Source organism: Marivita sp., from assembly GCF_020055675.1.
In the GTDB taxonomy this organism is placed as follows: Bacteria; Pseudomonadota; Alphaproteobacteria; order Rhodobacterales; family Rhodobacteraceae; genus Marivita.
Genome location: NZ_JAIPUS010000045.1, coordinates 1 through 14,011, shown reverse-complemented (window position 1 = coordinate 14,011; position 14,011 = coordinate 1). Strand labels below are relative to the sequence as shown.

Sequence of the window (14,011 nt, the reverse complement as noted above, 5' to 3'; positions counted from 1 at the left end):
GGGACGGCCCGATGTGGCGACGTGAAACGCCTCGTGAATGACCCCCGAGAGTTTCGCGGTGTCCTTCACCAGCCAGTTATGCTTGGTGCAGGGGCGGGTAATGCCCACGGTGTCGGCTTCCTGGAACGCATCCGATCCGATCATGAAGGTCGGCACCTGGCCGGTCAGAACAACAATCGGGATCGAATCCATCAGCGCGTCGGTCAGGCCGGTCACCGCGTTGGTGGCGCCGGGACCGGAAGTCACCAGAACGACGCCTGGCTTGCCCGTGGCACGCGCATAGCCTTCGGCCGCGTGAACGGCCCCCTGTTCGTGCCGCACGAGGTAATGGTGAATGCCGTTCTGCTGAAAAACCTCGTCGTAAATCGGTAGCACAGCGCCACCGGGATACCCGAATACCGTGTCCACACCCTGATCCTTCAGGGCTTGAACCACCATTTTCGCTCCGGTCATCTGACGTGTCATTGCTTTGCTCCGTTTACAGACGCTTCTGTTCATTACGCGAAAAAAAACCCCCGATGGTCAGTCGGAGGCGCATGGGGTCCTGATCAGGTTCCGTCACCGGCCCATGCGCATCTTTACCACAACAATTCCTAGGTCGTTTGCCATGATGGCTCCTTTTCGCGTGGGCGGACATTATGGTGCGTCCGCGGGGGCGTCAACATCGAAAAGCGTGAAAAAAGTACCGGCAAGTCAGAAAAAACTTTATGATTATTGCCGTGGGCCCGACCCTTTGCGAAATATAACTAAATCCATGTCGTGCCCGGTCCGCTTTGCGGATACCCTGTGGCCGACCCGGCCCGTTGCGCAGGGTGGTGCTCGTTTGCCACGTTGCGGCGGCCCAAAGCTGTTGCCAAGCGATCGGTCAACACCCGAGCAGAGCGTATGAGAGAGCAGGTCGACATGAAGGGTCCCCATGATTGACAAAACGACAGCCCGCGTCGCCTGTCCTTGGTGCACGCAGGGTGCCGTCCTTCCGGCCACCTCTGGCGCTGTACCTTAGGTCACCGCACAGGTCGCCGCGCGGCACGTGATCGTGGGCGAGAGCGGGTCGCTGACAGGCGCGCCGTTGCATCCAGCGCCGGTGATCCTCCCAGATACAGGAACCTGCTGTCCCGGCACTGCGAAAGTCTGACCCGCCATGATATTTCTTATCGGCGTGGATTGCTGAAATTTTGTTCTTCGTTTGCAAAGATAAACGTTTGCAATCGAAAAAAATTAAATTAATTTCGCGTAACTAATCATACGCGCAAGCAGCGATCCCGTTGTAATGTGTGTTAATCAACAGGAGGAGAAACTATATGGATCGTCGTTCATTTTTGCGGACGTCAACTGTCGGTGCCGGGGCCGCGGCCGCCACAACGCTGGCAGCCCCCGCGATTGCCCAAGGCAACCGGACGCTCACGATGGTAACATCCGTTCCGGACGGCTTTGCTGTCTTCGACGACGCGGCACAGCTTGCGATCGACTACATCGCGGCGCTGTCTGGTGGATCGCTGACCATCGAAAAGAACTCGGCGGGGTCGCTCGTTGGCGCTTTTGAAGTGTTCGACGCCGTGTCCGCAGGACAGGCAGATGTCTACCACTCGGCGGATTACTATTTCCTCAACCAGCATCCGGCGCTGGCGTTCTTCACGTCCGTGCCCTTCGGCATGACATCGCAGGAGATCGCCAATTGGTACTACCGCCGTGGCGGTCAGGAACTTCACGACAATCTTTCGGGGCTGTTCAATATCAAGCCGCTGATGTGCGGTCAGACGGCGATGCAGCCGGGCGGCTGGTTCACCAAGGAAATCACCTCTGCCGAAGACCTTCAGGGCCTGCGCTTCCGCATGCCGGGGCAGGGTGGCCAGGTGCTTGGCCGGCTTGGTGCGTCGGTGCAGAACATTCCGGGCGGCGAAATTTATCAGGCGCTCGCCTCGGGCCAGATCGACGGGGCCGAATGGATCGGACCCTATGCAGACGAACGCCTCGGCTTCCAGGAGGTGACAAGCCTCTATTACACCGCAGGGTTTCATGAGCCGGGTTCGGCGCTGACAATGGGCTTCAACCTCGAAGTATGGGACAGCCTGTCCGATCAGCACAAGAAGATTTGCCAGGTTGCCTGCGAAGCGGCACATGCGCAAAACACCGCGCTTTCGCTTGCTGAAAACGGGGCGGCGCTTGCGCGTCTCAGGTCGGAGGGCGTGCAGACCCGCGAATTCCCGGACGATGTCTGGGATGCATTCGGTCGCGCGTCGGCAGAGGTGCGGGAAGAAAACATGGACGATCCGCTCTATGCCGAGATCGCGGAAAGCTATTTCGCGTCGCTCGAAGAGACCGCTGCATGGTACGAGATCGGTGACGGCGAATACATGCGTCAGCGAAACCGCGTGAACGCAAGCTGATCGCTTGATGATGCCTGGCCCTGACCGGTGGCGCGGCGCGCCCCGGTCAGGGCTTTTGCAAATCAGGACACTCAAACGCGTCCGACATCCCTCAATACAGGTCCGGTGCAAAAGGCCATAGAATGTTCGACTTCATTATCTGGGTGCTGCAAAATATCGCTTTGGCTCCCTATCACCTTGTTCTCGCGTTGATAAATCCGGCGGCTTGGTTGAACTGGTCAAACCCCGAAGCGGTGATGCGATTCATCTATTACGGCGCGTCGGTGGAATTTTTCTTTGTCGTTTTCACCGTCATCCTGGGGATCACCGTGGTCGGTATGGCCTGGAAGCGCGAGCTTCTGTGGGGATCTGTTCGCGTACTCGAAACCGTCGCGAATGCGGTGGGTCGCACAGCGGCCTGGGCGGGGCTCGTGATGGTCCTCACCCAGGTGATGATCGTTTTCCTTCAGCGGATATTTCGGGTCGCGGAAATTCAGCTTGGCCCTCTCGGGACTGCCTTTGCCAAGGACCTGAGCTGGTGGGCCGAGGGCCTCAAGTTCCACAACGCGCTCGTTGTCTGCCTTTGCGTGTCCTACACCTTTGTCCAAGGTGGCCATGTACGGGTCGATCTGTTCTATTCCAAGGTCAAATTTGGCACCAAGCGTGTGATCGACATGTTCGGCTGCCTTGTGTTCATGCTGCCCGCGATCGTGCTGACCTACATGTACGCCTGGTTCTTCATGTGGCGCCACCTGATGACGCCGGCGGTGACGTCAACCAGCGATCTTGACCGGATGCTGATGCAATCGCGGATCTTTCGGTGGAACGTCGAAACCATCGGGTTCAGCCCGAACGGCTTCAACGCCTATTTCCTGTTCAAGGTTCTCATCGTGTTGTTTTGCATTTTTGTGTTCTTGCAAGCGGTCACGTTCTTCTGGCGATCCTTTCTCGAATGGGTCGAAGGTGAAGAAAGCGCCGGAAAGTACCTGGACCTGGATTCCACGGGCAACGAGGCCGAAGACCTTGAACACGCGATCCATTCAGGGTCCACCTGAGACCGCCACCGTCTGAAGATACAACGACGCCGCGAACGGCGCGAAGTTAAAGGGATACCAACAAAATGCTTTTCGGACTGGATGGGGTCGAGGTCGGTCTGATCATCGTTTTCCTCACGCTCTTTGCGGGGATCATGACCGGGTTTCCGGTCGCCTTTGCCATCGGTGGTGCAGGGGTCATTTCCTTTGCCATCATCGCCGCGCTCGACAGTGCAGGCCTGCTGATCCACGAGGCGATCGACAAGAATTCGGCCGAATTCGCCGGTCTGATTGCGGACGGTGTCGTGCGCGATTCGATATCCGTGTTCCGATACCCGGAATTGCCCCGGATCGCGGAACCCGTCTTCCCCTCGGGCTGGGAGCACGCGCTGGAGCGCAACCTGTCCTTCATCGTCAACCGGATGAACGAACGGGTCATCGCGGGGCAGTCCATCGAAACGCTGCTCGCGGTTCTGATGTTCGTGATGATGGGCATCACGCTTGAACGCTCGCGCATCGCCGAGGATCTGTTGACGTCCATGGCGCGGGTCTTTGGCCCGCTGCCCGGCGGTCTGGCCGTGTCCATCGTGATCGTTGGCGCGTTCCTCGCTGCCTCGACCGGGATTGTGGGGGCAACGGTCGTGACGATGGGCCTGCTCGCGTTGCCCACAATGCTGCGCAACAACTATTCGCCAGAGCTGGCCACAGGTGTAATCGCCGCGTCCGGCACATTGGGACAGATCATTCCGCCCTCCATCGTGATCGTTCTTTTGGGCACCTTGGTCGGTGACCTCTATGCCACCGGGCAGGAGACCCGCGCACAGCTGGCCGGCTGCGGCGACGCGTTGACGTTCCTTGGCGAACCGGCTGTCCTGTCTGTCGGGACCTTGTTCCAGGCGGCGTTGTTGCCGGGTCTTTTCCTGGCGGGGCTCTATGCGCTTTATGCCTTCGGCTTTGCCATGCTTCGCCCAAACAGCGCACCGCCCGTCGCCTCCACCGGCGACGCCGGAGAAGTGGTAACCCGCAACGAAGCGCTGACATGGTATCTCGCGCTGCCGGGCGCGTTGATCCTTGCCGTGATCGTCGGCGCCAGCACAGGCGTGATCGGGAGCCAGTCGATCAGCGTGTCGGACTATGCAGAGTCCAGCGGCGACCGTCCTGACCTGCGCACCAATGTGTCCGAGCAGTGCCAGGCAGCCATGATCGATCTTCATGGACAAGAGGCATGGGACGCCTCGGTCAAACAGCGGGCCGAGATGGAGCAATCCGGGGCAACCGGCGAAGCGGTCGAGCTGACCGATGAAGAACGCGCCACCGCCCTGGAATTGGCACAGGACAACGCGTCGCCCATCGGGTCGGGTGTCGCGACCGTGTTTACCCTTCTGGCGCTGGTGCTGATCCTGGCTCGCGGCGTGTCGCCGTCGTCGAACCCGCTGCCGCTGATGATTGGCGGGGCCGGTGTGGCGCTTGCCATTCTGTGCGATATCCTCTTCATCTCGCCGCTCAGCAGCCCGGGCGCCACCTTCCTGATCCTGGCGATTCCAACCGTGCTTGCGCTCTTCGGCGCTAAGGCCGCGATGGGACGACTGTCGCAGAACGAGTTGCTGCGCGTCGTCTTCCCGCCGCTGGTGCTGATCGTGGCTGTGCTTGGCTCGATCCTTGGCGGTATCACCAACCCGACGCCTGCCGCCGCCTTGGGCGCGGCCGGGGCGATCATGCTGGCCGCCCATCGCAAGCTGGGTCAGGAAGAAGGCAAATCCAAGATCGTGATCTGGGCATCGCTGTCGCTCCTGGTGATGATCCTCCTGGGCGTGAATTTCGACCTGAGGATCACCCGGTCCGAGGTGTCGTTGCAGGACTGGATCGCCTATGTCATTGCGCAGCTGACCTATCACTTTGCGTTTTTCGGGCTGCTCTATAGCTGCTGGGTGCTGCTGCGCACCAACATCCTTGGGCCGGTTGTGCGCGAGACCGCGAAGGTCACGTCGATGGTCTTCACCATCCTGATCGGTTCGCAGCTTCTCAACCTCGTTCTGATCTCCTTTGGTGGGGAACATTATATCCAGCAGTTCCTGCGGTCGTTCGACAACGAAATGGTGGTGTTCCTCGTTGTGATGATGATCCTCTTCATCCTTGGCTTCGTGCTGGATTTCCTCGAGATCATCTACATCGTGGTGCCCATCGTGGGGCCTGTGATCTATGGCGGTACGCTCGATCCGGCCTGGGTGACGATCATGATCGCCATAAACCTGCAAACCTCGTTCCTGACGCCTCCCTTCGGATTTGCCCTTTTCTACCTGCGTGGTGTTGCCCCACGCGAGGTCACGACCGGTCACATCTATCGCGGCGTTCTGCCCTTCGTGGGCATTCAGGTGATCGGACTTGCAATACTGTGGGTGTTCCCGGACATCGTCACCATCGTGCCGGATCTGATCGGCAATTGATCGGCGGACTTCCTTCTGAAAAGGGCCATGCGACTGCGTGGCCCTTTTTACATACGCCACGCAGTTCAATCCTCGTTGGGATCGGCCGCCTGGTCTGCCTTGGTGTCATGCTCCACCCCCGGCTCGTGCTCGGGCGGGGAGTAGGTGGTGTAAAGGCGCAGCATTCCGGTGCCTGTGTTCTTGAAATTATGGAACATGCCTGACGGAACAATCGCCACGTCCCCGGCCGAGATCTCCATCTCGTCATCACCGATCCTGGCCTTGCCCATCCCGTCGATGAAATACAGCAGTTGATCGTGGCCCTCATGGGTCTCGCCACCGATTTCACCGCCTTCGGGGATCGCCATCAGCACGAGCTGCGATCTCTCTCCGGTCCAGATGACCTCTCGGAATTTTTCATTGCCCCGTGCCAATTTGGCGATGGGGAGCACCAGTTTGTTGCGTTCGGACATTTACGTTTCTCCTGCGTCGGTCTGGCAGAGAAACGTGGGATATGGTGTTCGGTTCCCGCAGTGGTGTGGATCAGGACCGCATATCCGGCAAGGAGATATTGGCAACCTGTTCGGCGATCGGATCGGTGGACAGCGGATGTGTGTCCGAGGAGTAACCATCGTCGCTGCGGAACGGCTCCCAGTTGCCGTTGCGGTAAAGTTCCAGACCCGAGAACGACGCCTTGTATCCCATCTTCGGACTGCCCGGCACCCAGTACCCAAGGTAGACATAGGGCAGACCGGCCTCGCGCGCGATCTCAACGTGATCAAGGATCATGTAGGTGCCAAGGCTTTGGGCGGGCACATCGGGTGAATAGAACGAATAGACCATGCTCAACCCGTCATCGAGCACATCCGTCAGACACACAGCTTGCAGGGCGCGTGTGGTCTCTTCGGTGTATTCGATAACCCGCGAGCGGATTGGGGTTTCCTCGACCATTGCGGCGAAATCGAAAACGTCCATATCCGCCATGCCGCCATCGGCGTGCCGGGAATCGAGATAGGTGCGAAACAGCTCGTACTGGTCCTCGGTCGCCCAGGCGCTGGATGCGCGGCGGTGCAAATGGCGGTTTCGCTTGATCGTGCGCTTCTGGCTGCGCGAGGGACGAAACCTGTCGACCGATATCCGCGCCGACAGACAGGCCGCGCAATCCGAACAGGATGGTCGATACAGCACGTTCTGCGACCGGCGAAACCCTTGTTTGGACAGCGCATTGTTCAGCTTGTCCGCTGAACCGCCTTGCAAGGCGGTAAACAGCTTTCGCTCCATCCGACCCGGCAGGTAAGGACAGGGCTGAGGAGCCGTCACGTAGAACTGCGGCGCGAGTGGCAGCGAATGGCGCATCGTCATCTCTTCATCGGTTTACGGTGAGCGTAGCCCAAGGCTCGGAATACGCCAACCCCCCAGAAAAGGGGATTAATCACCGTTCCAGGATCAATCGCCCGTCATTGAATTCCATCCGAGCGAAGCGATTCAGATATGTCATTCCCAAAAGCGAGACATGCATCTCGCCCTCGTTGACAAGCGCGCGGACATTGCTGTCCTCGAATGGACCCAGCGCCACCTGCTCCAGTCGGACCGGTGCGGTGCGCACCGGGCCATTGGCCGTCATCGCCTCGGAAAAAAAGATCGTCTCATCGCGCGGCAGGCCGACCCGGTCGGCATCCGCCTGCGTCAGCACCATGCCCGTGGCCCCTGTATCCACAACGAAATCCACCGGTGTGTCATTGATCATCAACGTCAGGTAGTAATGCCCGTCCGGCCCGCGCGGCACCTCGACCCGGCCAGCCTCTTCCACAACAAGCTGCTGCGGCGTCCCGGTCTGGCGAATATCGCCCCAAAGACCCACGGCGGCGGCGACGCCGACAAAAATCAAACCCCAGATTGCCGCCTGCTGCAACGTCTTGTTCAGGCCTTGCCGGTTCTGCGCAAAGAACCAAAACGCGACCACCGCCCCGAGCAGCACCAGGTAAACCAGGTTGCCATATTCTGTCGCTGACATTGTCACCCCCACGCGTCGCTCGTTTCAATGTAGGAAAGCCGGGCCGCGATGTGTAGGGGTTGGACGCCAGGGCGGTTTGGTCAGCCGCCAAGCGCAAGGCCAAATCCCCGGATTCCATCCAGCACGAATTGGACCGAAAGGGCCGCCAGCAACATGCCCAGAAGGCGCGTCACCACGACGATCCCGGTCTTGCCCAGCGCGCGTTCGATCACCGGCGCGCTCAGGAACATGACAAAGACAAGCGCGACAACCCCGAGCATGACCGCCAGAACCGACGCCATGCCCACAGCCCCCTTGGCCTCTCCGACCAGCAGGATGATCGACGCGATCGCCCCAGGGCCGGCGATCAGGGGGATCGCGATCGGAAACACCGACGGGTCGGGCACATCATCCGTGTCTGCCTGATCTTCCCGCCGCTTGGTGCGTCGCTCAAACAGCATGTCCAGCGCCGTCAGGAACAAGAGAATTCCCCCGGCGATGCGAAAGGCGGGCATCGAGATTCCGATAAAGCCCAGAACCTGTTCACCGAAAAAGGCAAAAAGAAACAGCAGCCCCGCCGCGATGACGGTCGCACGAATGGCTACCGCGCGCCGCTCCTGCACTGTCAGACCTGGCGTCAGCGCGATGAATATCGGCGTCAGCCCGATGGGATCGATCACGACAAAAAGCGTGACAAAGGCAGAGATCAGGAAGGCACTGTCCATGGCTCTTGCTTGCATCATGTTCGCGGCTAATGCGCAAGCGCCGGGTCGGGACGCGGGGCGATTTGTGCATCAAGAGCGCGGTCGCCATACTGTTGGGCGGCGCCGAATGGCTCAGGCGCTTTCTGCCGCTTCCAGCTTCTGCGCGGCCGCTTCCCACAACGCCTCGGCTCGGTGCAGGCCGTCCATCACCTCGGCGTATTTCTTGTTCCAGGTTTCAAGTTCGCCCTTGCGCGCATCCTCGTACAGCGCCGGATCGGCGAGCTTCTTGGCCAGTGTTGCACGCATCTCCTCGATTTTCTCGACCCGCGTTTCGCATTTTCGCACCTCCGAGCGCAGCGCCATCAGCGCGTCCCGGTTTGGCCGGGCAGGGCGCGCCGGCTTGGACTTCTCCGGCTTCGAAGATTTGTCGGGCGCCAGCAGCATCGCCCGGTAATCGTCGAGATCATCGTCGTAGGGCAGGACATTGCCATCCTTCACCAGCCACAGCCGGTCGGCCACCATCGACAGAAGATGCATGTCGTGGCTTACAAGGATCACCGCGCCGGAATAGGCCGTAAGCGCTTCGACAAGCGCCTCGCGGCTTTCGATATCCAGATGGTTCGTCGGCTCGTCGAGAATCAACAGATGCGGTGCGTCCAATGTCGCCAGCAGCAGCGAGAGCCGTGCTTTCTGCCCGCCCGACAGCTTGCCGACCAGCGTTTCCGCCTGCGCCGCCATAAGGCCAAAACCGGCCAGCCGCGCCCTGTGCCGGCCCGGAAGCTCGTTCGGCCGGGCCCGCCGCAGGTGGTCCAGCGGCGTCTCGTCCACGTGCAACTCGTCCACCTGGTGCTGGGCAAAGAACCCGATCCGCAGCTTCGAGGACCGCGTGATCCGCCCTGCCATCAGCGGCAACCGGTCGGACAACAGCTTGGCCAGCGTGGTTTTCCCCTGGCCGTTCCTGCCCAGAAGCGCGATCCGGTCGTCCTGGTCGATCCGCAGGTCGAGCTTGCGCAGCACTTCGGTGTCACCATAGCCTGTCACGCCATTCTCGACCCGGATGATCGGCGGCGACAGCTCATCGGGCTGTGGAAAGGTGAACACCCGCTTTGCCGCTTCTTCGGGCGCCGCCACCATGTCCATCCGCGCAATCGCCTTGAGCCGCGACTGCGCCTGTTTCGCCTTGTCCGCCTTGTAGCGGAACCGGTCGACATAGGATTGCAGATGCGCCACCCGCGCCTGCTGTTTCTTGGCCATTGCCGCCGCTTGCGCGCGCCGTTCGGCGCGCTGCCGCGCGAATTGGTCATAGGGCCCCTGGTAGAAGGTCAGCTCGCGATCTTCCAAGTGCAGGATCGCCCCCACGGCCCGGTTCAGCAGTCCCCGGTCGTGGCTGATGACGATCACCGTATGCGGATACCGCGCCAGGTAGCTTTCGAGCCAGAGCGCGCCCTCAAGGTCGAGATAGTTCGTGGGCTCGTCCAGCAGCAGGAGATCGGGTTGCGCGAACAGCACGCCCGCAAGTGCGACCCGCATCCGCCACCCGCCGGAAAACGCGCTGCAGGGCATGCGCTGCTCGGCGTCATCGAAGCCGAGTCCCTTGAGAATTGCTGACGCCCGCGCCTCTGCCGACCAGGCGTCGATATCCGCCAGCCGCGTCTGCACCTCGGCAATCCGTGCGGCATCCGTTGCCGTTTCCGCCTCGGCCATCAGCGCCGCACGCTCTGCATCTGCGGCCAGCACGGTGTCGACCAGCGACACCTCTGAACCGGGCACCTCCTGGCTCACGCCGCCGATCCGCGCGCCCCGCGGCACCGAAATCGATCCGCCCTCCAGGGCCAGTTCTCCCCGGATCAGACGGAACAACGTCGTCTTGCCGGCGCCGTTGGGTCCGACAAGGCCGACCTTGTGACCATCTGGAATGACCGCCGCAGCGCCCTCGAACAAGGGCCGCCCATCGACGGCATAGGTTATATCTTCAATCTTCAACATGACACGCCCTTAACAACGCTCTGCGGGACAGGCCAGCACCCTTGGTTTCTTTCGGCCAAAAATACCGCGGTGGTGCGGGCGCAGGGCCGCGGCAAGCTCCGCGAGGGGCTTCCCAACGCCTGACCCCCGTGCTAACCGGCGCAAAATCAACAACCCTACGGAGCGACCACAATGGCCCTCGAACGCACATTTTCGATCATCAAACCCGACGCCACCCGCCGCAACCTGACCGGCAAGATCAACGCCAAGTTCGAAGACGCGGGGCTGCGCATCATTGCGCAAAAGCGCATTCACCTGACAAAGGCGCAAGCAGGCAAGTTTTACGCCGTGCACTCCGAACGCCCTTTCTACGATGAGCTTTGCGAATTCATGGCCTCCGAGCCGGTCGTGGTGCAGGTGCTCGAAGGTGAAGGCGCCATTGCCAAGAACCGCGAAGTCATGGGCGCGACCAACCCCGCCGATGCGGCCGCCGGGACGATCCGTGCCGAATTCGCCGAATCCGTTGGCGAAAACTCGGTGCACGGGTCCGACGCGCCGGAAACCGCGGCGGAAGAGATCGCCTTTTTCTTTTCCGGTCTCGAACTGGTCGGCTGAATGTACGCGCACGCCGGGCATAAGCCCGGCGCGCCGCAGGCGGTAGATTTTGCCGCAAAGACAGCGCGCCAGCGTCGCGCCGCTGCAAAGCACCGCTCCTCCGGTGGCATCGTCACAGCGACATATCCGTCTGGCAAGCAACCAAGTCTCTCGCCCTGCGTTGGGTGATGCCGCGAGGGACCGATCGCGCATCGCGCTCGGCCTTGACACTGCATGGCGGCCTGCCGGCGCAGTGGGAACGGTCCAATGCAACCGGTTCACGCCTTGCAGCGCGTGATCTTGATCGTGCGCGACACGGGGATTGTTGTTCCGTCTTGTCCATTGCGTCTGGGAGGGCGAACCGGGCGACAACATCCTTCGAAGGATGTTGATGACGCGGTTTGCAAACCGCGTTTCAAAGCCTGTTCGAACAGGCTTGATGCAAGCCGTTTCGAAACGGCTTGCGGCTCGATCCCTTGACCCGGCACCGGGAACCCGGCTATTGCGCCAGTATGATCCGGATCGCAATAGCTCTTTGCTGCATTCCCCGCTAATCCTTCTGGCGGGCCTGTCTTCTATTCCCATCTTTAGATGAAGTTGCTACTCCCGCCGCAACCCGGCCCCGAGGAGCAGACATGACCATCTGGCTGACCAACACCGCCACACGCACCAAAGAGGAGTTCACCCCCCTCGATCCCGACAAAGTGCGGATGTATGTCTGCGGGCCTACCGTTTACGATCGCGCCCACATCGGCAACGCGCGCCCGGTGATCGTGTTCGACGTGCTCTACCGGCTGTTGCGGCATGTCTACGGGGCGGAACACGTTACCTATGTGCGCAATTTCACCGACGTGGATGACAAGATCAACGCGCGGGCGGCGGACACCGGGCGCAGCATTGGTGACATCACCGAAGAGACAACCCGCTGGTATCTGGAGGACATGGCCGCCATCGGCGCGCTCGAGCCGACCCACATGCCCCGCGCCACCGCCTATATCACCGAGATGATCGCAATGATCGAAGACCTGATCGCCAAGGGCCATGCCTACGAGGCCGAGGGCCACGTTCTCTTTGCGGTCGACTCTTGGGAAGAGGGCTATGGCAAGCTTTCGGGTCGCATGGTTGATGACATGATCGCTGGCGCGCGGGTCGAGGTCGCACCTTACAAGCGCAACCCGATGGATTTCGTCATGTGGAAACCCTCGTCGGACGATCAGCCCGGCTGGCACAGCCCCTGGGGGCGGGGCCGCCCCGGCTGGCACATCGAATGTTCGGCCATGGCGTATGATCTGCTGGGGGATCAGTTCGACATTCACGGCGGCGGCAACGACCTGATGTTCCCGCACCACGAAAACGAGATCGCGCAAAGCTGCTGTGCGCACCCCGAGGGCGGGTTCGCGCAGGTCTGGATGCACAACGAGATGTTGCAGGTGGAGGGCAGGAAGATGTCCAAATCACTGGGCAACTTTTTTACCGTGCATGACTTGTTGGAGCAGGGGTATCCGGGTGAGGTGATCCGGTTCGTGTTTTTGTCGACGCATTATCGGAAGCCGATGGATTGGACCGAGGCGAAGGCCCGGGAGGCCTTCGATATGTTGAACTATTATTACGAAGCTGTCGGTGATGTGCCTCTGGATTTAAGTTTAAAACCTGATGATTTGCTCGTTAAAGCCTTGGCAAACGATTTGAACACTTGGGAGGCAGGACAGCAGTTACATGGTGCCGCAGTTGCCCAACATGCCATGTCCGGGTGGAGCGAAGAACGCGCATTGAAGTTGAAGCGTTCGGCCCATTTGCTCGGATTGCTTTCTATGACTGAGACGGAATGGAAACAGTCGATCAGGCGAGGTGCTGACCTTAACAAGATAGGAGAACACCTATTCGGACTGCGCCAAACCGCCATGGAAACCAAAGACTTCTCTGAGGTGGATCGCCTCAAATCCGCTTTGATTGAAGCTGGGGTCGAAGTGCGGATGAGCAAGGAGGGGGTTGAGCTGGTCCCGGGTGCGGGATTCGATCCTGCGAAGCTGGAGGGGTTGGAATGACAACACTTGCCAAACGTCCCGCCCGGGCTTGTCCCGGGCAGCGCCCGACCCGCCCCCTCACGTGGCGGACGCTTTTGGCGAAGGTGATGACGTCGCCGCGCGTTTTGGTCTTTGATGTACCGTCCCAAGCCGTTCAGAGCCGCCCCGCGCGGGGTGGGTGCTACACGGGACAAATTCGAGGCCTGCGCGCCAAGCCGTGCTGTCGGAGTGAGGGGCCAGTCCCTCACACTCCCCGGGATATTTTTGAACAGAAGAAGACAGGGGGTCTGTGATGGGTAAGGAGAGGCTTTATCTTTACGACACCACCCTGCGCGATGGGCAGCAGACGCAGGGCGTGAGCTTTTCCACCGTTGAAAAGCAACAGATCGCCGCAACGCTGGATTCGCTGGGCGTGGATTATATCGAAGGCGGCTGGCCCGGGGCTAACCCCACTGACAGCGCCTTTTTCGACGCAGCACCTGAGACCCGCGCCAAGATGACCGCCTTTGGCATGACCAAGCGCGCGGGCCGGTCGGCGGAGAATGACGATGTTTTGGCCGCGGTGCTGAATGCTGGGACGGGGTCGGTCTGTATCGTCGGCAAGACGCATGATTTTCATGTGGAAACCGCGCTGGGCATTTCGTTGGAGGAGAACACCGCCAATATCGCCCAGTCGATCAGCCATATCGTGGGACAGGGGCGCGAAGCGCTGTTTGATGCCGAGCATTTCTTTGACGGCTATAAATCCAACCCTCAGTATGCCGTGGCCTGTTGTCTGGCCGCTTTTGAGGGCGGCGCGCGCTGGATCGTTCTGTGCGATACCAATGGCGGGACATTGCCGCAGGAGATCGGCCAGATCACTGGAGAGGTCATCAAGGCGGGCATCCCGGGTGATCGGCTGGGCATTC

The 14,011-nt window shown here is 60.5% G+C and carries 11 protein-coding genes and 1 pseudogene; 6 read left to right on the top strand and 6 right to left on the bottom strand.

The window, feature by feature from the left end; genetic code table 11:
- Window positions 1–465, bottom strand: a 465-nt coding sequence (locus LCF59_RS16700; protein ID WP_292288756.1) for a thiamine pyrophosphate-binding protein, incomplete at its 3' end; no start/stop codon positions are given.
- Window positions 466–1,301: 836 nt separating this feature from the next.
- Between LCF59_RS16700 and LCF59_RS16695 the strand changes: the two genes are divergently transcribed.
- From LCF59_RS16695 to LCF59_RS16685, 3 genes are all read left to right on the top strand, one after another.
- Entirely contained in the window at window positions 1,302–2,387 is a 1,086-nt protein-coding gene (locus tag LCF59_RS16695) for a TRAP transporter substrate-binding protein (RefSeq protein ID WP_292288755.1), read from the top strand.
- Between the two features lie 122 nt (window positions 2,388–2,509).
- Entirely contained in the window at window positions 2,510–3,421 is a 912-nt protein-coding gene (locus LCF59_RS16690; RefSeq protein WP_292288754.1) for a TRAP transporter small permease subunit, read from the top strand.
- 65 nt (window positions 3,422–3,486) lie between these two features.
- On the top strand, window positions 3,487–5,844 hold the full coding sequence (locus tag LCF59_RS16685) for a TRAP transporter large permease subunit (RefSeq protein ID WP_292288753.1): 2,358 nt from the start codon (window positions 3,487–3,489) through the stop codon (window positions 5,842–5,844).
- Window positions 5,845–5,909: 65 nt separating this feature from the next.
- Here the strand turns inward: LCF59_RS16685 and LCF59_RS16680 are convergent, their stop codons facing one another.
- From LCF59_RS16680 to LCF59_RS16660, 5 genes are all read right to left on the bottom strand, one after another.
- Window positions 5,910–6,296, bottom strand: coding sequence for a cupin domain-containing protein (locus tag LCF59_RS16680; RefSeq protein ID WP_292288752.1), 387 nt, complete (start codon window positions 6,294–6,296; stop codon window positions 5,910–5,912).
- Between the two features lie 70 nt (window positions 6,297–6,366).
- Window positions 6,367–7,179, bottom strand: coding sequence for an arginyltransferase (locus tag LCF59_RS16675; protein ID WP_292288751.1), 813 nt, complete (start codon window positions 7,177–7,179; stop codon window positions 6,367–6,369).
- 76 nt (window positions 7,180–7,255) lie between these two features.
- On the bottom strand, window positions 7,256–7,837 hold the full coding sequence (locus LCF59_RS16670; protein ID WP_292288750.1) for a TIGR02281 family clan AA aspartic protease: 582 nt from the start codon (window positions 7,835–7,837) through the stop codon (window positions 7,256–7,258).
- Window positions 7,838–7,917: 80 nt separating this feature from the next.
- Entirely contained in the window at window positions 7,918–8,541 is a 624-nt protein-coding gene (locus LCF59_RS16665; protein ID WP_292288749.1) for a MarC family protein, read from the bottom strand.
- A 111-nt stretch (window positions 8,542–8,652) separates the two neighbouring features.
- Entirely contained in the window at window positions 8,653–10,506 is a 1,854-nt protein-coding gene (locus tag LCF59_RS16660; protein WP_292288748.1) for an ABC-F family ATP-binding cassette domain-containing protein, read from the bottom strand.
- Between the two features lie 171 nt (window positions 10,507–10,677).
- On the opposite strand from LCF59_RS16660, the gene ndk reads away from it, so the two are divergent.
- The 3 genes and pseudogenes from ndk to LCF59_RS16645 all read left to right on the top strand — a co-directional run.
- Entirely contained in the window at window positions 10,678–11,100 is a 423-nt protein-coding gene (gene ndk / locus LCF59_RS16655; RefSeq protein ID WP_292288747.1) for a nucleoside-diphosphate kinase, read from the top strand.
- 614 nt (window positions 11,101–11,714) lie between these two features.
- Window positions 11,715–13,124 (top strand): cysteine--tRNA ligase, encoded by a 1,410-nt coding sequence (cysS, locus tag LCF59_RS16650; protein WP_292288746.1) that lies wholly within the window; start codon window positions 11,715–11,717, stop codon window positions 13,122–13,124.
- A 271-nt stretch (window positions 13,125–13,395) separates the two neighbouring features.
- Window positions 13,396–14,011: pseudogene (locus tag LCF59_RS16645) on the top strand (citramalate synthase); the annotation flags it as partial.